The 21,180-nt window shown below is 35.6% G+C and carries 19 protein-coding genes; 15 read left to right on the top strand and 4 right to left on the bottom strand.

Features of this window, described 5'->3' with window-relative positions:
- Window positions 1-32 precede the first annotated feature (32 nt).
- The 3 genes from HMPREF1495_RS05340 to HMPREF1495_RS05330 form a co-directional block, all read right to left on the bottom strand.
- Entirely contained in the window at window positions 33-1,721 is a 1,689-nt protein-coding gene (locus tag HMPREF1495_RS05340) for an amino acid ABC transporter ATP-binding/permease protein (protein ID WP_034212686.1), read from the bottom strand.
- A complete protein-coding gene (locus HMPREF1495_RS05335; RefSeq protein ID WP_034212683.1) occupies window positions 1,721-3,463 on the bottom strand; it encodes an ABC transporter ATP-binding protein/permease in 1,743 nt (580 codons plus the stop codon). Before HMPREF1495_RS05335 ends, HMPREF1495_RS05340 begins: the two co-directional genes overlap by 1 nt.
- A gap of 69 nt (window positions 3,464-3,532) precedes the next feature.
- On the bottom strand, window positions 3,533-3,868 hold the full coding sequence (locus tag HMPREF1495_RS05330; RefSeq protein WP_034212682.1) for a nitrous oxide-stimulated promoter family protein: 336 nt from the start codon (window positions 3,866-3,868) through the stop codon (window positions 3,533-3,535).
- A 201-nt stretch (window positions 3,869-4,069) separates the two neighbouring features.
- Between HMPREF1495_RS05330 and HMPREF1495_RS05325 the strand changes: the two genes are divergently transcribed.
- The 12 genes from HMPREF1495_RS05325 (at window position 4,070) to HMPREF1495_RS05270 (ending at window position 17,216) form a co-directional block, all read left to right on the top strand.
- Window positions 4,070-4,822: a TraX family protein gene (locus HMPREF1495_RS05325; RefSeq protein WP_034212681.1), complete on the top strand. Its 753-nt coding sequence runs from the start codon at window positions 4,070-4,072 to the stop codon at window positions 4,820-4,822.
- A 13-nt stretch (window positions 4,823-4,835) separates the two neighbouring features.
- The gene (locus HMPREF1495_RS05320) at window positions 4,836-6,071 is read left to right on the top strand and encodes a VWA domain-containing protein (RefSeq protein ID WP_034212680.1); all 1,236 of its coding nucleotides are present in this window, start codon (window positions 4,836-4,838) and stop codon (window positions 6,069-6,071) included.
- Window positions 6,072-6,132: 61 nt separating this feature from the next.
- Window positions 6,133-7,050, top strand: a complete 918-nt coding sequence (gene pfkB, locus HMPREF1495_RS05315; RefSeq protein ID WP_034212679.1) for a 1-phosphofructokinase — start codon at window positions 6,133-6,135, stop codon at window positions 7,048-7,050.
- Between the two features lie 14 nt (window positions 7,051-7,064).
- On the top strand, window positions 7,065-9,008 hold the full coding sequence (locus HMPREF1495_RS05310; protein ID WP_034212678.1) for a PTS fructose transporter subunit IIABC: 1,944 nt from the start codon (window positions 7,065-7,067) through the stop codon (window positions 9,006-9,008).
- A gap of 72 nt (window positions 9,009-9,080) precedes the next feature.
- Window positions 9,081-9,560, top strand: a complete 480-nt coding sequence (locus HMPREF1495_RS05305; RefSeq protein ID WP_034212677.1) for a pyridoxamine 5'-phosphate oxidase family protein — start codon at window positions 9,081-9,083, stop codon at window positions 9,558-9,560.
- A gap of 73 nt (window positions 9,561-9,633) precedes the next feature.
- Window positions 9,634-10,737 (top strand): macro domain-containing protein, encoded by a 1,104-nt coding sequence (locus tag HMPREF1495_RS05300; protein WP_034212676.1) that lies wholly within the window; start codon window positions 9,634-9,636, stop codon window positions 10,735-10,737.
- Window positions 10,738-10,823: 86 nt separating this feature from the next.
- Window positions 10,824-11,495, top strand: a complete 672-nt coding sequence (locus HMPREF1495_RS05295; protein WP_034212675.1) for a vWA domain-containing protein — start codon at window positions 10,824-10,826, stop codon at window positions 11,493-11,495.
- Between the two features lie 22 nt (window positions 11,496-11,517).
- Window positions 11,518-12,111 (top strand): zeta toxin family protein, encoded by a 594-nt coding sequence (locus HMPREF1495_RS05290; RefSeq protein WP_034212674.1) that lies wholly within the window; start codon window positions 11,518-11,520, stop codon window positions 12,109-12,111.
- Between the two features lie 81 nt (window positions 12,112-12,192).
- Window positions 12,193-12,678: a rhodanese-like domain-containing protein gene (locus HMPREF1495_RS05285; RefSeq protein ID WP_034212673.1), complete on the top strand. Its 486-nt coding sequence runs from the start codon at window positions 12,193-12,195 to the stop codon at window positions 12,676-12,678.
- Between the two features lie 78 nt (window positions 12,679-12,756).
- Window positions 12,757-13,362: a ClpP family protease gene (locus HMPREF1495_RS05280; RefSeq protein WP_034212672.1), complete on the top strand. Its 606-nt coding sequence runs from the start codon at window positions 12,757-12,759 to the stop codon at window positions 13,360-13,362.
- Window positions 13,362-14,903, top strand: coding sequence for a type IV secretory system conjugative DNA transfer family protein (locus HMPREF1495_RS05275; protein ID WP_034212671.1), 1,542 nt, complete (start codon window positions 13,362-13,364; stop codon window positions 14,901-14,903). The genes HMPREF1495_RS05280 and HMPREF1495_RS05275 overlap by 1 nt, the downstream gene beginning before the upstream one ends.
- A 108-nt stretch (window positions 14,904-15,011) precedes the next feature.
- On the top strand, window positions 15,012-17,216 hold the full coding sequence (locus tag HMPREF1495_RS05270; protein WP_034212670.1) for a hypothetical protein: 2,205 nt from the start codon (window positions 15,012-15,014) through the stop codon (window positions 17,214-17,216).
- A 35-nt stretch (window positions 17,217-17,251) separates the two neighbouring features.
- On the opposite strand, the gene HMPREF1495_RS05265 is transcribed toward HMPREF1495_RS05270, so the two are convergent.
- Complete coding sequence (locus HMPREF1495_RS05265) at window positions 17,252-18,292, bottom strand: YeiH family protein (RefSeq protein WP_034212668.1); 1,041 nt, start codon at window positions 18,290-18,292, stop codon at window positions 17,252-17,254.
- A 149-nt stretch (window positions 18,293-18,441) separates the two neighbouring features.
- Here HMPREF1495_RS05265 and HMPREF1495_RS05260 point away from each other — a divergent pair, with 149 nt between their 5' ends.
- From HMPREF1495_RS05260 to HMPREF1495_RS05250, 3 genes are all read left to right on the top strand, one after another.
- The gene (locus tag HMPREF1495_RS05260; protein ID WP_007590847.1) at window positions 18,442-18,786 is read left to right on the top strand and encodes a hypothetical protein; all 345 of its coding nucleotides are present in this window, start codon (window positions 18,442-18,444) and stop codon (window positions 18,784-18,786) included.
- A 101-nt stretch (window positions 18,787-18,887) separates the two neighbouring features.
- Entirely contained in the window at window positions 18,888-19,232 is a 345-nt protein-coding gene (locus HMPREF1495_RS05255; protein WP_007590848.1) for a hypothetical protein, read from the top strand.
- Between the two features lie 228 nt (window positions 19,233-19,460).
- Entirely contained in the window at window positions 19,461-21,173 is a 1,713-nt protein-coding gene (locus tag HMPREF1495_RS05250; protein WP_034212665.1) for an N-6 DNA methylase, read from the top strand.
- The last annotated feature ends 7 nt before the right edge of the window (window positions 21,174-21,180 follow it).

The following is a 21,180-nucleotide window of genomic DNA, read 5'->3' as shown; positions in this document are numbered from 1 at the left end:
TTGAGAAACTCTAGTCTATGTGCTTTTTAATTTTATGAGAATCTGCCATTAGCCATCTCATAGGTTTTATCTGCAAGTGACATTGTAGATTTTCTATGTGAAACGAGAACAATAGTCTTTCCGGCACTTTCCTCTGAGAGTGATTTTAAGATAATACCCTCATTTAAAACATCCAGATTGCTGGTAGGCTCATCCAAAAGCAGGAAGTCACCATCGTGTAAGAAGGCTCTGGCAAGCCCTATACGCTGCTTCTCGCCGTCAGAGAGCGAATCACCCAGCTCGCCGACATTGGTATCATAACCGTTTGGAAGGCCTGATATAAAGTCATGTATACTTGCTTTCTTAGCAGCATTTTGAATCTCTTCAAGAGTTGCATTTTGCTTTGCAACTCTTATATTATCTGCAATAGTTCCCTGAAACATTACAGTTTCCTGAGTTACATAGCCTGTTATTTCACGAAGATTCTCAGTATTAACATCCTTTATATTCTTTCCTGAAATATGCACTTCACCTGTTTTTACATCCCAGAATCTCATCAGGAGTTTTAATAGTGTAGATTTACCGGAACCGCTCACACCATGTATTCCAAGTACCTGACCTTTCTTTATATCAAGAGAAACATTATCAAGTATAGTTTCATCTCCATAGGAGAAGTTTACGCACTCAACATCAGCACCTTCAAATACAGTATTTTCTTTACCGGATACTTCTTCAACTACCGGTTCTTCTTCAAGCAGCGAAAGTACACGCTCACCACAGGCAAGAGTCTGATTGAGATTGTTTGATAAAGAAGACAGTGCAACAGTAGGTCCGAATGAACTCATCATAGCCAGGGTAGCAATCAGCATCTGAGAAAAAGTTATACTCTCATTTTTATAAAGCATCAACATAGAAAAGAACATTACCCATGAGAAAAGTTGAATAACAATATTTGTAGCTGCTCTTTGAGAACCCTCGAAAAAGCTGAGCTTTTTTTGATTATCAGACAGTTCTAAAGACTTTGAGTCCATCTCATTTAAGCGTATCTCGCCCTGATTATACTGTAATATTTCGTCAACACCATACATACTGTTTATGACAAAGTTATTTAGTTCACCTACATTATTTCTAAATTTCATTCCGGCATCTGCACTGCGACTACCGTTCCAAAGAGGAAGAGCAATTCCTACAGTCATGTATGCAAGTAATGAAATAATACCTGCAATAAGATGTTGTGACCATATAAATATAACCATTATAAGAGATGTGATAAAAGCAATGGCTATAGGTGATATGGTATGTGCAAAGAATACTTCTAAAAGTTCGATATCACTTGTGATAATGGCGATAAGATTTCCCTTTTCTTTACCCTCAAGTTTTGCAGGGCAGAGCTTTCTAAGTACTGCAAAAACCTTATGTCTTATAATTGCAAGTATTCTGAATGCGATATAGTGATTACAGTACTGCTCACCATAGTGAAGAATACCCCTTGCAACAGCCATTACGATAAGGGAAATAAATATTGTTCCTGAAAGATTTGGAGCGGAAGTAAATCCGTTATTTAACAGAGTATAAAGTCCATACAGTATACCGTAGCCACCTGTAATAGTAAGAAAGATGGCACATAAAAAGCCGATGACTCCAAGAAAAATTCCAAGTAACATAACGCCTGTCAAAGGCTTTACCAAAACAATCAGACTTCTCATAATAGAAAGCCCGGATCTTCTTGTGGTTTGTTTCATTATTTTGTCACCTCATTTCTCTTTGAGAAATTCTCAAGATTCATCTGCTCTGTAAACAGTTTCTCATAAGCATCTTTATTGTTCATAAGCTCAGAGTGAATACCGGATTCAACAATGTTTCCGTTTTTAAGCATAAATATTTTATCACTGTCAACTACATTTGCCAGTCTATGAGATATAAGTATAACAGTTTTGGTTTTTGACAACTCATGTATTACATTCATTATTATCTCTTCACTGCCTGCATCAACATTTGAAGTGGCTTCATCAAATATATATACCGGAGTATTGTGAAGAAGAGCCCTTGCAAGTGAGAGTCTTTGCTTTTGTCCTCCGGAGAGATTGCTTGCATTTGAAGTCAGTTTTGTATCAAGTCCGTCTTGAGAATTGATGAAGGCAAGAAGATTGACCTTCTCCAGTGCCTCATTCATTTCTTTTTCTGTAGCATTTGGATTGCCCATCAAAAGATTTTCTCTTACAGTACCTGCAAATATCCAACTGCGATGCCCTACCAAAGTAAAATTAGAGAGTATTGTTTCGCTTGTAAGTTCACTATGCTCGTCATTATTTATCTTCAGGCTTCCTCTGTATTTAGGATTTTTACCCATAAGTATGCCTGCTATAGTGGATTTACCGGAGCCTGAGACACCTACTATTGAAACAAAGGACGTTGGTGCAATAGTCATATCTATTCCATTTAATATGGTCTTACTTGAGTCATATGAGAAAGAAAGATTCTCAAGTGATATTTTTATTTCTTTATCACTTATTTCTTTACTACCTCTTTGTTGCTCGGGAAGATCAAGGAACGCAAATATACGATCACTTGCTTTCATTCCGTTCATACCTATATGGAAGAAACTTCCTAAAATTCGCATTGGAAGGAAAAATTCTGCCGCAAGGAATAAGATCATCAGCATTCCAAAAAGAGAAATCTCAGCTTTATAAAACTGTGAAAGGGCACTGATAATTCCTACAGCCGCACCGCCATATGCCACTATATCCATAACAGAGGTACTGTTAAGCTGCATCATCAAAACTTTCATTGTTATTTTTCTAAATTGTTCCGACTCTCTATCCATATCATCTGCAGCAGTCTTATCAGCCTGATATATCTTAAGAGTTGTCATACCTTGAAGCTTTTCAAGGAAACTGTCACCAAGACCGTAGTAGATGTCAAAGTAATGGCTTAGCAGCTTTTTAGCTACTACCATTACAAGCATTATAACTATAGGTATCAGTGGAACTGCTACAAGAAGAATAAGAGCAGATTTCATGCTGATTCTCATTACAACTACAAATAGAGTAAGTGGAGCAAGTAAGGAGTAGAAAAACTGACTCAAATATCTGCTGAAATATACTTCAAGTTGTTCCACACCCTCACCTGCCATTTGCACTATTTCAGATGTATGTACCTGTTCTCTGTAAGCAGGACCCAAGCGAAGTACCTTTTCATAGATACGGTTACGCAAGATTCTCTTTACATTTGCACCTGCATGAAAACTTGCTTTGGTGTAGAGTTTGTCACATACCGCTCTTATCAAAACACCTGCAAAGACGACAATAACAATTCTTGGAATATGTGATTCAAAGGCTGTATCTAAGAAAACTTCTTGAATAAGCCCGGTAATGTTTATTGCAATGATTATTTGCATAATAAGAGATATCCATTGCCAAATAACCTGGTAGAGGATATACTTTCCGGAGCCTTTCAAAAGACGAATAAGTCTCATTTTAATCATAAACTAAAGACCTCCATATTATTTTGTAATATCAATAAATATAGCATATTTGGAACACCTAACTTCAGGCTATATTTTTAATTTAGCTGTTAAAGATGTAAGAGCATGCTGTATACACATGATTGGGTGGTAAAACATGATACGCGGTCCTGAATAACGCATTACCTCCTTGATTTTTACTCTCATATCAGGAGAATAACAGTGAACTTTACAATTACTGCAAAAACTTTTACTTTCCATAAATGGACAATGCTCAATTCTTGAGCGTGCATAGTCCATAAGCTTCTGACAATCTTTACATAGAGCGGTATTATGGCCATGCTTCCCACGACAGTATATTTCTATCATCCGAGTTACGGCCTGTAATTCATCATGCCTTTTCTTTTCTATTTTTTCTGAATTCATACAATTTATCCTTTCAATATAGGAAAATGAAAGATTCAATAATAAACGTAGATTATGTATATATAAATATAGCATGATTTAAGGTTTTTTTCTATGATAAAATGTTAGGGAAGCCTAAAATATTAGTTGTATTTCAGCTGGAAATCAAAAAGTTAAAATGATAGAATAAAATTATGGTAAATATTGAAAGGAACATAAACTATGTTTTCAAAAATAAAAGAAAGAGGCTTAAATACAGGTGATTTAAAGTTAATTGCTGTTGTGGCAATGACAATAGATCACTTGACATGGCTGCTTTTTCCGGGACTTCAAAGGGTATGGTTTGTATGTGCACTTCATATAATAGGACGACTTACCGCTCCTATTATGTGGTTTTTTATAGCGGAGGGTTTTTATTATACTAAGGATTCTGTAAAATACATAAAGCGATTATTTTTATTTGCTGTAATATCACATTTTGCATACAGCTTTGCCTTTGGACTGAGTTCTTTGCCGTTTAAAAGCGGAATATTTAATCAGACAAGTGTTATATGGTCACTTGCAATAGGAGCAACTCTGATATTTGCAGTGCAAAAACATAAATTACCTACTTTTGTAACTGTAGCCCTTATAATACTTGCAAACCTGCTTTCATTTCCTGCCGATTGGTCATGTATTGCAGTTATGGTTCCCTTTTTCTTGTATATGCATAGAGGGGATTTTAAAAAGCAGTCAGTGGATTATATTATTTTTGCTTTAGTATATGCGGCTGTTTATTTTATATTCATCGACAGGGTTTATGCGGTATTACAGCTGTTTATTTGTTTGTGCATACCACTGCTTAGAATGTATAATGGTGAAGTCGGAAGCAATAAAAGCATGAAATGGTTGTTTTATATATACTATCCGGCACATTTATTTTTAATAGGTTTTATCAGAATATTATTATATGGAAATATAAATATTTTATTTTAAATAAGGGGGACATATGGTAAAAGGTTGGAAAGACAAGCTTGAAAATCATGTAAATCTAAATGAGAATATCTTTGTTGATATGAAGGTCAAAGGCAATGCAGAGTATGACTTTTGCTGTTTTGGAGTGGATGAAAACGGAAAACTTTCAGATGACAGATATATGATTTTCTATAATCAAAGGACAAGTCCTAATGCTGAGCTAAGTGTTGAAAATATAGCTGATGGAGTAAGGTATACTCTAAATCTGTCAACAATCCCCGATTTTATCAATAGGTTGGTATTTACTGTAAGTATTGACGGCACTCAGACTATGGGAGAGATGAATAGTCTTGATACTAAAGTATATCAATCCGTAGCTAAAGATATAGAAATGACACTTGGAGGAAATGATTTCTCCAAGGAAAAGGCGGTTATTGTTATGGAGATATACCGCAAAGATGTTTGGAGAATAGGTTGCGTGGCAAGTGGATTTGACGGCGGACTGTCTGCACTTTTGAAATACTTCGGTGGGGAAGAAGTAAGTGAGCCGGTACAGGAGCCTGTTGTGGAGAAGCCTGTAAAAGTATCTCTTGAAAAGAAAATGGAGAAAGCACCTGAGCTTGTAAGTCTTGTAAAACCTCTTGTATTTGAGCTAAAGAAAAAGAATTTGGAGACTACAGTTGCAAGAGTAGGCCTTGTTTTAGATATCTCAGGGTCTATGGTACCTAGATTTAAGAACGGCACTGTTCAGTCTATTGTAAATAAGACATTGCCTTTGGCGGTACAGTTTGATGATGACGGAGAACTTGATTTTTGGTTTTACGGAACTACAGCGAGGAAGATGAACAGCGTGAATTTAAAAAACTACACGACGGCAGTTCCCGAAGATTGGAAACATCTGATGCTGGATCTTGGTGGAAGAAATAATGAGCCGATTGTAATGAGAATGGTAGTGGATGAATACAAAGACACTAAGATTCCTGCCTATGTACTTTTTATTACAGACGGAGGTGTAAACCAAAAAAGAGAAATACAAAATATCATCACAGAGGCTTCACATCTGCCGATTTTTTGGCAGTTTGTGGGTGTAGGCGGTAAGAATTACGGTATACTTGAAAAGCTGGATACCATGACCGGAAGATATGTGGACAATGCAGGATTTTTTGCATTGGACGATTTTAAAAAGGTATCAAATGAAGAGCTCTATGCCAGGTTATTGGAAGAGTTTCCGTCATGGCTTGAGGAAATAAAGAGAAAAGGTATGATTTAGATTTATGCTATAATGTAGCTCAAATATAGGTATTTTCTGCATTTAGTTAAGGAGGTGGCGGATGTACTATACAATAACATTAAATCCGGCAATAGATATGCTTACCAAGGTTGAAAATTTTGAACTTGGTAAGTTAAACAGAACCGGAGAATCGGATTATGTTGTAGGTGGAAAGGGTATAAATATTTCACTCTTGCTTAAAAATATCGGTAAAGAAAGTAAGGCATTGGGCTTTATAGCAGGATTTACAGGATATTTTATAAAAAATGAATTAAAGAAACAGGGAATAGAATCTGATTTCGTTGAGACAAAGGGATTTACAAGAATTAATATCAAATTGACAACAGATACCGAGACTGAAATTAACTCTCAAAGCAGTAAGGTAAGTGCAGAAAATATAAAAGAGTTTTTTAATACCCTTGAAGGATTAAACAGCGAGGATACCGTTTTTTTATCAGGTAATATTATACCGGGTATGGAAAGTGATGATTTTGTAAAAATAGCTGAGAAGGTAAGGCAAAAGGGGGCAAAGCTTGTTGTTGACAGCAATAAGGATATGGTCCTTAATACTTTAAAATGCAAACCTTTTATCGTAAAGCCTAATGAATTTGAACTGGGAGAAATGTTTGGAGTTGAGTTAAGCACCATTGAAGATATAAAAAAGTATGCCGGAAAACTTCAGGAAATGGGTGCACAAAATGTACTGGTTTCAAGAGGAAGTAAGGGGGCAATACTTTTCACATCTACAGGTGAGGTCCTTGGCGCAAATATAGCAAAGGGTAAGGTTGTCTCAACTATAGCGGCAGGTGACAGTATGCTTGCAATGTTTGTAGCAAAGTATGATGAGACCAAAGATTTTAGACTCAGTTTGAAGTATGCATCAGCGGCAGGCGGCGCAACTTCATTTTCTGCAGGAGTAGGTAAAAAAGAGCTGATAGAAGAACTTTTAGTTCAAATAAAGGTTGATGAGGTACTATAATTTTAGGAGGTAAAATGAATTTAACACAACTTATTCAATTTGACTTGATTCAGTTCGGCTTTACGGCAAAAGATAAAAAAGATGCCTTGAATAAGCTTACTGATATGTTGGTAGAAGAAGGCATAATCGGAAATAAAGATGAGTTTTATAAGGCTCTTTTGGGAAGAGAAGAACTTTCAACTACCGGAGTAGGTGACGGAATAGCAATACCTCATGCCAAGGCAAGTTGCTTTGAAAAGGCTATGATAATATATGCTAAAAGTGATGAGGGAGTTGAATGGGAAAGTTTTGACGCTCAGCCGGCAAAGCATATATTTATGATTTGTGCTCCTGCAAACGGTGCTGATGAGCATTTAAAGGCACTGGCTACACTTTCCACAGCACTTATGAATCCTGAGGTTAAAGGTAAGCTTGACAATGCTACCACAAAGGAAGAGGTAAAGACAATCTTTGAGGACTTTGTAAAGTCAACCGAGAAGGTAAAAGAGAAGCCTAAGGAAGAAAACGGCAGTGAAGACAAGAAGTATATTATTGCCGTTACAGCATGTCCTACAGGTATTGCTCATACATTTATGGCTGCAGAGAAGATAAAAGAAGCGGCAAAGGAGATGGGACTTGATGTCAAGGTTGAAACCAACGGTCAAATCGGTGTAGAAAATAAACTTACTAAAGATGATATTGAAAGAGCTGTAGGTATTATCGTTGCGGCTGATAAGAAGGTTGAAATCGCAAGATTTGACGGACATCCGACTTTATTTACCAAGGTGGCTGACGGAATAAATAAGCCTAAGGAATTGATACAGACCGTTTTGGACGGAAATGCAGCTATATATCATCATAGTGGAGAAAAGAGCAGTAGCGAAAGCACAGAGGGTGAGAGCGTAGGACGTAAGATATATAAGTATCTTATGGAAGGTGTCAGCAATATGCTTCCATTTGTTGTGGCAGGCGGAATACTTATAGCTTTGTCATTTTTCTGGGGTATTAATGCTTTCAATCCGGAGGATCCAAGCTACAATAAATTTGCTGAACTTTTGTTTGTGCTCGGTAAGCTTGCATTCAGTATGATGCTACCTATATTGGCAGGTTTCATAGGAAGAAGTATCGCCGACAGACCCGGATTTATAGTCGGTATGGTAGGTGGAATTCTGGCAGATCCAAGTATACTCGGATTAAAGAGTGTGGCATGGCTTAATTACACACCTTCGGGATTTTTAGGTGCTTTGGTGGCCGGATTTTTGGCAGGCGGTATTATTATCGCACTCAGATATATATTCTCATGGATTCCACGTTCACTTGACGGAATAAAACCGATATTCTTATTCCCTGTACTTGGATCATTTATAATGGGTGTTTTGATGCTATTTGTAGTAAATGCTCCGATGGCATTTATTATGACATCTTTTAAGAATTTTATCGAAGCTTTGAGCGGTGGAGAAAAGGTTATCTTAGGATTTGTTGTAGGCTCCATGATGGCTATAGATATGGGAGGCCCTATAAATAAGGCTGCATATGTTACAGCAACAGCGCTTGTTACAACATCCGGAACGGCAGGCAGTGATGTTATGGCTGCAAGTATGGTAGGAGGAATGATACCGCCGCTTGCTATTGCACTTTCAGCTACGATTTATAAGAATCTTTGGCCTGAAACACAAAGAGGAAGTGCTCTTGTAAATTATGTAATGGGATTTGCATTTATAACAGAGGGAGCAATACCTTTTGCGGCAAGTAATCCGATAAGAGTAATACCGCCACTGTTTTTATCAAGTGGTGTGGCAGGTGCGCTCAGCATGATTTTTGATTGCAGATCAAGGGCTCCACATGGTGGAATGTTTGCAGTTTTGGTAGGTGCTGTGACAAATCCTGTAATATATTTGATTGCATTAGTTATAGGAACCGTAATGGGTGCATTCCTGTTGATAGTATCACTGAATCTTGGAAAAAAGAAAGAAAACTAGAAATTACAGGCTTATGGGTTTTACCATAGGCCTGTTTATGAATTAAGATATTTAAAATTGAATGGAGATAAGATGGAATTTAGAGCAATGAGAAGATTTAAACAGCAGCTGTCAAAAGAGGAGTGCTTTGAAATACTAAGGAGTGCACCAAGAGGAGTTATTGCTATGAACGGTGAGAACGGATATCCTTATGCTGTTACGATAAATCAATATTTTGATGAAACTGAAGGAAGAATATATTTTCACGGTGCACTGCAGGGGCTTAAGGTAGATCTTTTGGGAAAAGATAACAAGGTATGTTTTACAACTACAGATGAGGGCCATATAGAAGAGGGAGACTGGGCAAATACATTCAAAAGTGTTGTATGTCTGGGGCATGTAGAAGAAGTGAGTGACAAGGAAAAGATATATGATCAGTTGAGAAGACTTGCTAAAAGATTTTATCCAAGCCCGGAATCCATTGAAAAGGAAATTGAAAGCGCAGGCAGCAGAGTGAAAATGTATGTAATGAGTATTGAACATATAACCGGTAAACTGGTGCATGAAAAGTAAAGAGGCTTTATATAGGTGGAATGAGCGGATAGATTAGTATATAATTGGAATATAAATAAATGGAGGTAGTATAGTGCCTTTTAAAATTATTAGAAATGATATTACTAATGTAAAAGCGGATGCCATTGTAAATACGGTAAATCCTTACGGTTTTATCGGACGTGGAGTTGAGACCGCCATATATAATGCGGCAGGAAGTAAAGCGCTTTTAGAGGAGCGAAGAAAGCTTGGAAATTTATATCCCGGAGATGTCGGTATTACACCTGCATTCAATCTTGATGCCAAATACATTATTCATGTAAGCGGTCCTGTTTGGAAGGACGGAAGAAGTAACGAACTTTCTATACTTAGGCAGTGCTATGATAAAGCGCTGCATATGGCAGTTGAAAACAATTGCAAGTCCATAGCATTTCCTTTGCTTGCAACAGGTACATACAGATTTCCGGAAGAAATCGGTGTAGCTATAGCTGTAGAAGCCTTCACGGAATTTTTAAAAGATTTTGAAATAGAAATATTTCTTGTGGTTTTCGGAAGTGATGCGGTACGGGTATCCGGTACTCTGGTGGATAAAGTTACAGAGTTTATAGATGATGATTATGTAGCTGCGGCAAATGCTACAGAGTATCTGCCTGTGGATGAAGATTACAACGCATATGAAGATGATAAGGAATGTTTCGGTTACAAAGAGCCTCCATATCCGAGTCTGAAAGAATTTGAAACAGGAGTAGGAGAATCTCAATATGAGTATAGTACTTCAGCTTTAAACGTACCGGATTTCTTGAGAAAAAAGAAGGCTAAGAATGTTTCAGAATCACTGGAGGATGTATTAAAGAAGATATATACTGAATCTTTTGAAAAACATTTGCAGCAGCTTATAAACAAGAAGGGATTGAAAAACTCCGAGGTTTACGCAACTTCAAATATATCAAAGCAGTATTTTTCAAAGCTTCTAAAGGGAAAGGTAAAGCCTTCAAAAGAGAAAGTACTGGCACTTGCAGTAGGGCTTAGATTAAATATTGATGAGACTGTGGATTTTTTAAGAATTGCAGGATATGCACTTTCACCTATTTCACAGACCGACAAGGTGGTGGAATACTTTATAAAAAATAAAGATTACAATGTAATAAAAATAGACATTGTACTGTTTGACTTTGGATTGGAACCGCTTTCAAGTTAAATGCAAAAGGTCGCCTTAGGGTTGACCTTTTTTTACTTCGATTAATGTATCATAAGCTTACAAAACAATTTTAAAGGAGAAATCTTATGAAAAAGACATTAACAGAAATAGTTTATATTTTGGACAGAAGCGGATCAATGAGCGGTCTTGAGGCTGATACAATCGGAGGATTCAATTCAATGATTGAAAAGCAAAAACAGACGGGAGAAAAGGCATATGTATCAACAGTATTGTTTGATGATAGAACCGAGGTTATTCATGACAGAGTGCCGATTGAAAAAGTGGATAAGATAACAAATAAAGAGTATTTTGTAAGAGGATCGACTGCACTTTTGGACGCAGTTGGTGGTGCAATCAAACATATAATCAATATTCATAAATATGCAAGGGAAGAAGACAGACCTGATAAGACCATATTTGTTATCACAACAGACGGAATGGAAAATGCAAGTATAAATTATAATTATGATCAGGTTAAGAAGATGATTGAAAAAGAGCAGAAAGAGTATGGCTGGGAATTTATCTTCATAGGAGCAAATATAGATGCATGTGCAGAAGCTGAGAGGTTTGGAATACGTAGAGAAAGAGCCGTGAACTATATACATGATGATAGGGGTACAAAGCTTATATATGAAGGAGTATCACAGGCTATGTGCGCTGCAATGGAAGCAGATTCTCCAATGGCTATGGAAGAGAATTTGTCTAAAAATAAATGGAAAAAAGAAATAGTTTTTGATTATTTGAAACGCAAGAAATAAAACATAGTAGAGGATTAAAATTATGCCAACATATACGATATTTGCCGGAGTAAACGGTGCAGGAAAGTCAACTTTATATAGTATATTACTACAGGAAAATCATGATTTCGGTGTAAGAGTAAATTCAGATGAAATCGTAATATCCAATAGTGGAGATTGGAGAAATAAATCCGATCAGGCCAAGGCAATGAAGATGGCTGTAAAGATTATAAAAGACTGTATGAATAAATGCATTTCATTCAATCAGGAAACCACATTGACCGGAAGAAGTATGCTAAATAATATACTGAAGGCAAAGAAACTCGGCTACAAGATAATTATGAACTATGTAGGACTTAACAGTCCTGAGTTGGCAATTCAAAGAGTTGCCCATAGAGTCAGTATGGGTGGACATGGTATTCCGGAGGAGGATATAAAAAGAAGATATTATGTTTCATTGTCAAAACTTAAGGAATTAATGTCGCTTATAGATGAATTATATATTTATGATAATTCGAAGCATATGAAGTTGGTAGCCAAGGAGATTGCAGGATGCCGGACATTGCTTGAGAATAACTGCTTGTGGTTGAGTTCTTCGCACTTATTTGATAGATACACAAATGAATTCATGCTATAATGGAAGATGTGCGATATTGTAACATAGTGATGTTAATATATTGTACAGAAAGAAATCAAATATAAGAGAGGTATTATTTATATGAAGAAGATAGCAGGAGTTATATTAACAGGAGTTTTACTCACAGTTGTAGGATGTTCAAATAATGCAAGTATGCAGGAGACTACAGCAAAGGAAACAGCTGCAAGCAGTGTAGCTACAAGTGAAAAAGCGGGGGAAACTATGAAGGAAAGTGAGGAAGCTAAAAAAGACAGCTATACACATATTGATCAGGAAACTGCAAAGCAGATGATGGCAAATGAAGACGGACATATCGTTGTCGATGTAAGAAGCAAGGATGAGTATGCAGCAGGACATATTCCGGGTGCTATATGTATACCTAATGAGAGTATAACAAATACTCAGCCGGAAGAGCTTCCTGACCTTGATCAGGTGATACTTGTATATTGCAGAAGCGGAAACAGAAGCAGACAGGCTTCACAAAAGCTTTATGATATGGGTTATACAAATGTATATGAATTTGGAGGTATCAAAGACTGGACAGGAGAAACAGTAGCAGGAAACTGATAAAAATAGGAATTAAGATAAGCATAGAGTGAAACTCTGTGGACGGATCTTTAACAGGCATTGATTAGAGGAGATATTATGAGTACAAGTACATTGATAAAGACAAACAGCGGTATTACACAGGTATCACTGGAAGCAAAGTTTTTCAGTAAAAGATGTATAAATATCAACGGTGAAATAACAGATGAGTCGGCTGTCGATTTTACCGACAAGATATTGGAGCTGAATCTTGAGTCAAACGAGCCTATTACAGTGCTTATAAACAGTATCGGAGGAGAAATAAACAGCGGTCTTTTGATATATGATGCAATAGTAGGCTCAAGAGCGCCTGTAAGAATTATATGCAGGGGAAAAGCCTACAGCATGGGTGCGGTGCTTTTGGCATGTGCAGGTAAAAGATATATGCTTCCAAATAGTGAACTTATGCTGCATCAACCGATGCTTGGTGGAAGAGTTTCAGGTAATGCTTCAAGTATCAAGAGTATTTCCGACAGCATGCTTGAAACGAAGAAGAAAATCAACAGTCTATTGGCAAAACATACAGGAAAAACTGAAGAAGAGATTGACAAAGCTACTGATTTTGATCATTATTTCTCACCCGATGAAGCAATTGCATTTAATTTATGTGATGAAATAATAGAGTTCTCAAAGGTCATTGATTTTGTAAAAGAAGTGGAGTGGTAATGAGAGATAAAAAAGGTAAGCAGATACAATCCCAAATTGACAGGGTGATTTTAGGTGAAGGCGAAGATTGTATATTTTCTACAGACAGTAATATAACCGGTATCAACAATAATATTTTGGTGGTCGGAGGTTCAGGTTCGGGTAAAACCCTTTCCATAACGGAAGCATTTCTTCTGGAATCATATAACAGAAATATTATTACTTCTGTAACAAAGAGAAGAATTGTGAATAAATATTTTTCATTATTGGAAGAAAGAGATTATAAGGTCTGGGATCTTGACTTTGTACATCCTGAAAACGGAAATATAGGTTATGATCCGCTTGATTTTATCAAGAGTTATCAGGATATAGTCTTTGTGGCTAAGAGCATTGTCACAGCAAATAAGAAAAAAGAAAACAGCAATGCGGATCCGTTCTGGGATGAGGCGGCTACTTCACTTTTTGCGGCATTTATATCCTATGTACTGATGAAAAAAGATAATCCGAGTTTTATTGATGTTCTTGAGATGCTTGATAAGCTTAGCTTTGAAGATGATACAAGCGAGATAAAGACTAATTATGATTACGATTTTTTAGAGCTTGAAATGACAAACACTTTTAACTTTGCTACGGTTAACTGGAAATCTTTTAGGAGATTGCCTATAAAAACCGCAAGTTGTGTTTTTGGTACATTAAATACGGCCATCGGATATGTCTTTACACCTGAGCTTAGAAGAATGTTCAAGATGGAAAATAAGATAAGCTTTGAGAAGCTGGCAATGGAAAAGAGAGCATTGTTTGTGACTACAAGTCCCGTGAACCCAAGCTTAAACAGTTTTATAAATATGTTTTATGCACATATATTTAAAGAGCTGTTTGAAATTGGAGAAAGACAGGCTGAAGGCGTATTGCCAATACCTATACATTTTCTGGCGGACGACTTTGCAACCGGATGTCCGGTACCTTTATTTGACCAGTATATTTCAATATTCAGGGAAAAGGGTATCTCGGTGACACTTTTGATACAGTCGGAGTCACAATTGTCATCACTTTATGGAAATGACAGTGCTACAACCATTATTAACAACTGTGATACATATGTCTATATGGGTTCAAATGATTTGGATACTGCAAGAAATATCGGAATGAGAGCCGGAATAATGACGGAGGATTGCCTGAATATGAAACTTGGAAATCAGATTATATTCAGAAGAGGCTCAAAACCTAAGTTTTCAAAAAGATATAATATCACGGAAAACGAACTGTATAAGAAGCTTACAAATAATATGAAAGAGCCGAAGGTATTTGAAGGATTTACCCAAGAAAGAAGCTTATTTATAGAAGAACTTAAAAACAGTGTAAAGCCATTTGAAATAGAGCCATACGAAATAGATCCGTATGAACCGAAGTCATATAAAATAAAGCCCGACCCTGAAATGGTAAAACTATATGAGGGAAGGGAAAATAGAACAGATGAAAATTTTGATGACTCTTTTGAAGACTCTTTTGAAGATAATGATGAATACTTTGAAGATGACGATGACTTTTTCGACATTTTCTAGGTATTAGAGACAAAATTTAAAATACAGGGTGAAGAGGGAGAGTATTGATGAAAATAGGTGGTAATTTGATGAGAAAGATTTGTGTTACAAGAGGTATGGAGTTTATATATGAATATTAAGAAAACAGGATATTTGCTTATTTTTATATGTGCCGCCATCCTTAGTATATACAGTTTTTCTTTATTGGCTGAAAAGACTTATATATTATTTGATATCGGAGAGATGGAAACAAAAATGCTTTATTTTGAACATATATTGCTATTTGTTATATTTTATCTGATATTAAGATTGGTAAAAAACAATTATATAAGACTTATAGGTATAGGATTTTTTAGTCTGATATATATGATTTTACATCAGGCCGCCACCGCTTTTATAGTAGATTGTATCTTCCTATTGGTGCTCATTTGGCTTGGTGAAATAATGCTTGTAAAGGTGAGAAAAAGCTGTGTGGAAGATGGCATTATAGCCCGTTATTTAAACAGCTTTAGTACAGGAAGTCTTACATATATTATTTTCATATGTGTACTTTCAGCACTTCATCTTGCTTCAAAAAATGGAGTAAGATACTTTACTCTGGGACTTGCAATGCTTGTTGTAGTCACTTATATTTTGATGAGATTTTTCAAAATAATAGTACCGGTAGTAAAGAATAATACAGAAAAAAAGAAAGATTTTGAAAATAAAAATTTTTTCTGCATAGGTTCTGCAATATCACTTTCAGCAATACTGTTGCAAATTGGAAGAATCAATATTACTTTGGACTATGATTCTTTAAGGTACGGACTTAGAAGTTTGTCGGTACTTATCGGAAATACCGGAATATATGACAATCTGGGAACCGTAAACGATGTATATGTTTACCCGAAGGGACTTGAGATACTTACACTTGCACTTAATACAAAGAAAAGCTTCGGATTTGTACTGAGTTTTTCTTACATATGTGCAATAATGGTGCTTTTTACGGTATTTGAGATAGTAAAAGTCTGCAGTGAAAAAAGAGATGATAAGTCATGGCTTTCAGTAGTACTGGTATCCGTGACACCTGCAATTATGAATATGGGATTATCTGCAAAGACTGATATGATCACATTATTAATGCAGCTGATATCAATACTGAATATGTGCCTGTATGTGAAAAAAAGACATAGTTACTATATTACATTTGCATTGATAGCCCTGCTTGCAAGTATTATATATAAGCCTACGAGTCTATTGTTCAGCTTAGGTATAGGAATTGCAAATATTATTTATCTTGTTACAGACCTTATAAAGAATAAAAGTAAAATCAAAAATTTATTCGGATTTGCCTACCTGTCAGTCCTTCCGATAGTTGCAATTGTACTTGTATATGCAAGAACATATATACTTACCGGACATATTATTACTTCGGTATATTCTTCTGTATGGTATAAGCTTGGAATAGAGACAAAATATCCTTATACTATCGGAGATTATAGAAGTGCAGGTATGAATATGTCATCAGGTGAGAGCGTGGATATATTTTACAGATTATTCCAGCTTTTCATATCACCGACAAATGAGACGCATATTTATATAGCCTCACCTACCGTACTGATAACTGTATTATTTATAATCCTGGCTGTATTTACTGTAAGATACTGCATTAAGAATAAGAGTAATAGAGATATATTCACATATATAATGATTATTCTCGGAGTAGGTGCTACGGTCAGTCTGTTTAGCTTATTTATATTAAATCAGGTAGACGGTAATTATTTCATATTGTTGTTTGCTTTGGTGATCATTGCGGTTTGTTTTCTGGTAGAAGATTCAGGGGTTAAGAGTTTATTCTATTCATTGATACCATGTATAGCATTTTCACTTCTTATAACGGGGGTTACAAACTGGGCAGGTATCAGAGGGCTTACTGAAAGTCCGAAGTATATAAGAGAACTTGGAATATATAATCATCATGACATATATATCGACAAAGAAGTGTTGGGAAATACAGACAGCAACTTTGTAGATGTATATATGGATTTGATGAAATTGGGGAATCCGAGAACACTATTATTGTCAGAGGATAACTTACTTAAAATATTGAGTGCGGATATAAGGACTTATACAGATATTACAGGAAGTGGAGGTAATTCAGCGGTTGTAAGAACACTTGATAATTTTAAGGATTATCTGCATTATGCGGATATAAAATATATCTGTGTTGAAGATGAGTATCTGGAAGGCAGAGAAAGAGCGGCGGATGTTGTAAGATACCTATTGGAGGATGGAAGTACCGAGGTTTATAAAGATTATGGAGATGTAATACTTTATAAAGTGATAATAAATTAAAAAAATGTGCAAGTTTTGGGGCTTGCACACTTTTTTTACCATATACCAAGTATATGCTGCATTATAAGGCTTACTGTGGTGATACCTATCCAACATATTCCGCCAAGTATAATAGGTTTGCCACCGGATTTTATAAGCTTAATCAGATTGCTGTTAAGTCCGATTGCAGCCATTGCCATAATGATACAAAACTTGCTGAAATCCTTTAAAGGAGCAAATGAATGTGAAGGTACACCTGCACTTAAAGCAATAGTAGTGATAACGGATGCAACAATAAAAAATATAATAAACATCGGAAATGATCTTTTAAGGCTGAAACCGTTTTGATTATCATTTGACTTCTTTGCATTGATTATTGCAAGTACCAAAGTAATGGGGATGATTGCCAGAGTTCTGGTAAGCTTTACAGTAACAGCCTTATCAAGAGTCTGAGTGCCGAGACTCCACATACTGTCCCAAGTGGAAGCGGCGGCAGTAACGGATGAAGTGTCATTTATAGCAGTGCCTGAGAATATTCCGAAAGCCTCTCCGCTCAGAGTATCAAATCCCATCATCTTTCCGAAAACAGGAAAAAGCAGTGCGGCCAGTACATTGAAAAAGAAGATAACCGATATAGCCTGTGCTACCTCGTCATCATCGGCATTTATTACAGGTGCGGTAGCCGCTATGGCGGAACCTCCGCATATGGAAGAACCTACTCCCACAAGAGTTGAAATATTGCCGGGGATATTCATCAGCTTATGTAAAATAAAGGCAATTATAAGTGCGGTGGATATCGTGCATATGATTATAGGGAGCGACTGTCTGCCGGTTTGAAGTACAACACTCAGGTTAAGGCCGAACCCCAGAAAAACCACAGCCGCCTGCAAAATATATTTTGAAGTGAACTTTATTCCGGCACCTGCCCTGCCCTTCTCATTCCAAAAAAGTGTAATGATCATACCTGCAATAATCGCAATAACCGGCCCTCCGATTATAGGAAATCTCTTCCCCAGAAACCACGCCGGCAGAGCAATGAGAAAGCATATAAGCATACCGAATAAGTTTTTTGATAAGAAAGATTTTATTGAATTCATCTTAATGTCCTTTCTGAATTTTATATTATGATTATAGTACAATGAGGGGAGATGTGGGGAGAAAATTTTGTGCTGAAATTTTTTTCAAGAAATGTATTGCAAAAACAATATTTTGAAATTTAAAATTTTTAAAGATTAAAGGAGCTATTATGTTTAAAGTTTTACTACAGATTAATGAAGAACAGGTAAAAAAAGATAAAGAGTTTGATTTAAATGATATCTATAAAGAGATAGATGCTCTTTATCGTAAAGCCGGATGTTATCTTCTTGAAAATGATGGAAATAAGTATATCTATACTATTGATAATATAGAGGAAGCGCCGGCAAGACTTGGTGTACCGAGTCTTGATATAAGGAAATTGCCTTGGTTTAAATATATGGATAAATTTTTTCTTGTACATAATGAATACTCTAAAGATGAATGGGTATATGAAGATATGATACCTGACTGGGAAGAACAGCTTGAAGACGAAGAAGATGATGAAGAAAGCTAGAAAAATGTCCGGAGTGGGATATAACAATAGATAATATATTTAGTGCTTTTATTAAGTTTCAGAAGGCCTATATGTATTTTTGCAAAGAAAAAGGAGAATGAATGTATAAAGTATTATTACAACTTGATGAAGATAGTATAAAACAAGATAAGAACTATAATATAAAAGATATTTATACTGAAATAGATAATCTATATAAAAAAGCCGGATGTTATCTTCTAAATAAAACTAATGATAAATATATCTATACCATTGATAATTTTGAAGAAGCTCCGGCAAGATTGGGTGCTCCCAGTTTAAAAATACGAAGAGCATCTTGGTTTAAGTATATGAAAGAATTTTGGCTTATACATAAATCATCTTATAACTCCAACATGCTAATATATGAAGATATGATAAATATCGATGAATATAAAGAGGTGCCTGTAAAGGATGAAAACTACTAATAGGCAGGTGTAAGCGAATTGTATATAGGTGTCTTTGTCGTCAGATAAGGCACCTTTTTCTTGTAAGTAAATATAATTCGTGTATTTGTAATAAACTTATAGAGAATATCATACTCAGTAAAAATCATAAGGTTATTAAAAACCTTAAAACTAGGATTGACTTTCGTATTTTTTAGGTTTATTATAACCTTATAAAATAAAGGTTATTAAAAACCTAGAAGGAGTGGCATGAATATATCATATCTTAAGAGATTGGAAAAGATTGATACTTCAGATATTTCAGATGCTATAAGCAGTGAGCTTCGTAAAATATCAGGTGATAATAAATCAAGATATTCAACAGTATTAGCATATTTATTGTACAGGGTAGCTAAGGACAAAATTAAAGACCTTGACAGTATTGAATTGTTTGAGAATATCTGTGATGTAGATGACAGCATAAAAAGTGAGTTAATTTATTATTTTCCTGAGATATCGCCTGTATTAGATAGATTAAAGGTATATGGATTTGATGCAGAGAATCTCCTTGCATATCTGTTATTTAATAATGACTTAGAAGATGTTTTCCAAGAGTCATCTACGCCAAGAGGAATATTAAAGCTGGTTGCTAAGATATTGGATGTACAGGAAAATGATAGTGTATTGGAGCTTTGTTCAGGCAAGGGTAATTTTTTTATTGAGCTAGCATTATTAAGAGAAAATCTAAAATATACCGGCATAGAGTATAATATGGCGTTTAACTTTATTGCAAATATAAGGGCATCACTATTGGACAGGGATATATCTTTAGTTTTAAATGATGCTATGACATACAAAGCGGAAAAGAAGGTAGATAAGCTTTTTGCAAATTATCCTTTTATGATCTCTATTCCTGATATTGAAGATATTGTAAAAGATTTTGTGGATTTTCCGGATAATATAAAGAGAGTTTCTTCAGACTGGATATTTAACTTGAAATTAGTTGAGCAGATGAAATTGAATGGAAGGGCTGTAGCCATTATGACAAATGGAACAACATGGAATTCTACAGACGGAAAAATAAGGGAATACTTTGTTGAAAACGGTCTTATAGAAGCAACAGTTTTATTGCCGGCAAAACTACTACCCGGAACGTCTATTGCAACAACTCTTGTGATTTTCAGTCATGGAAACACTAATATTAAGATGATTGATGCCGGTGAGAATTTTACAAAAGATGGAAGAAGAACTATATTATCGGACAATGACATATCAGATATTATGGAATTATTACAAAAGAACAGTAATAAATCTATAACAATAAGTATACATGAGATTGCAGAAAATGATTATATTATTAATGCAAGTAGATATTTGGATAAAGCGCCGGAGATTAAAGATGGAGTGGAGCTTGCGAGTATTGTAAAGAGTATAACAAGGGGAGCACAGGTAAAAGCATCATATTTAGATGAAAATAGAGCAGGTGAACCCACACCTTATAGATATATAATGATTTCAAACATCAGTGATGGAGATATTTTCTTTACGGATAATCAGTACTTAAAGGATATACAGGCTAATGTAAAAAAGTTTTGTATAAGAAATAATTCAATCGTTTTGACCAAGACAGGATCACCGGACTTTAAATCAGCGGTTGTAAAGGTAGCAGAAGGTATGGAAATATTGGCAACCGGAAATATGTTTATTCTTGAAATAGATGAGACAAAGGTTAATCCATATTATTTGCAAGCACTTTTTGACAGTGAGCTTGGAAGAGCTTTATTTAAAAGTATATATGTAGGCAGCGTAATACCAACAATTTCTTTAGAAAAGTTGAGAAAACTTGAGATTCCTTTGCCTTCGCCGGAAGAACAGAATATAATAGGGGAGAAATACAAAGAGGAACTTGAGAGGATAGCTGACCTGAAAGCAAAGTTGGAAACTTCCAGAAAAAAATTGAAGCAAATTTACAATAAAAAATAATTTAGAT

The organism is Lachnoanaerobaculum sp. MSX33, assembly GCF_000512995.1.
In the GTDB taxonomy this organism is placed as follows: domain Bacteria; phylum Bacillota; class Clostridia; order Lachnospirales; family Lachnospiraceae; genus Lachnoanaerobaculum.
This window is presented reverse-complemented; position numbering and strand designations above follow the sequence as displayed.

Bases quoted from the DNA above. Each gene is read 5' to 3' on its own strand.
- HMPREF1495_RS05340 (WP_034212686.1), bottom strand. From the start codon at position 1,721: ATGAAACAAACCACAAGAAGATCCGGGCTTTCTATTATGAGAAGTCTG.
- HMPREF1495_RS05335 (WP_034212683.1), bottom strand. From the start codon at position 3,463: ATGATTAAAATGAGACTTATTCGTCTTTTGAAAGGCTCCGGAAAGTAT.
- HMPREF1495_RS05330 (WP_034212682.1), bottom strand. From the start codon at position 3,868: ATGAATTCAGAAAAAATAGAAAAGAAAAGGCATGATGAATTACAGGCC.
- HMPREF1495_RS05325 (WP_034212681.1), top strand. From the start codon at position 4,070: ATGTTTTCAAAAATAAAAGAAAGAGGCTTAAATACAGGTGATTTAAAG.
- HMPREF1495_RS05320 (WP_034212680.1), top strand. From the start codon at position 4,836: ATGGTAAAAGGTTGGAAAGACAAGCTTGAAAATCATGTAAATCTAAAT.
- pfkB (WP_034212679.1), top strand. From the start codon at position 6,133: ATGTACTATACAATAACATTAAATCCGGCAATAGATATGCTTACCAAG.
- HMPREF1495_RS05310 (WP_034212678.1), top strand. From the start codon at position 7,065: ATGAATTTAACACAACTTATTCAATTTGACTTGATTCAGTTCGGCTTT.
- HMPREF1495_RS05305 (WP_034212677.1), top strand. From the start codon at position 9,081: ATGGAATTTAGAGCAATGAGAAGATTTAAACAGCAGCTGTCAAAAGAG.
- HMPREF1495_RS05295 (WP_034212675.1), top strand. From the start codon at position 10,824: ATGAAAAAGACATTAACAGAAATAGTTTATATTTTGGACAGAAGCGGA.
- HMPREF1495_RS05290 (WP_034212674.1), top strand. From the start codon at position 11,518: ATGCCAACATATACGATATTTGCCGGAGTAAACGGTGCAGGAAAGTCA.
- HMPREF1495_RS05285 (WP_034212673.1), top strand. From the start codon at position 12,193: ATGAAGAAGATAGCAGGAGTTATATTAACAGGAGTTTTACTCACAGTT.
- HMPREF1495_RS05280 (WP_034212672.1), top strand. From the start codon at position 12,757: ATGAGTACAAGTACATTGATAAAGACAAACAGCGGTATTACACAGGTA.
- HMPREF1495_RS05275 (WP_034212671.1), top strand. From the start codon at position 13,362: ATGAGAGATAAAAAAGGTAAGCAGATACAATCCCAAATTGACAGGGTG.
- HMPREF1495_RS05270 (WP_034212670.1), top strand. From the start codon at position 15,012: ATGAATATTAAGAAAACAGGATATTTGCTTATTTTTATATGTGCCGCC.
- HMPREF1495_RS05265 (WP_034212668.1), bottom strand. From the start codon at position 18,292: ATGAATTCAATAAAATCTTTCTTATCAAAAAACTTATTCGGTATGCTT.
- HMPREF1495_RS05260 (WP_007590847.1), top strand. From the start codon at position 18,442: ATGTTTAAAGTTTTACTACAGATTAATGAAGAACAGGTAAAAAAAGAT.
- HMPREF1495_RS05255 (WP_007590848.1), top strand. From the start codon at position 18,888: ATGTATAAAGTATTATTACAACTTGATGAAGATAGTATAAAACAAGAT.
- HMPREF1495_RS05250 (WP_034212665.1), top strand. From the start codon at position 19,461: ATGAATATATCATATCTTAAGAGATTGGAAAAGATTGATACTTCAGAT.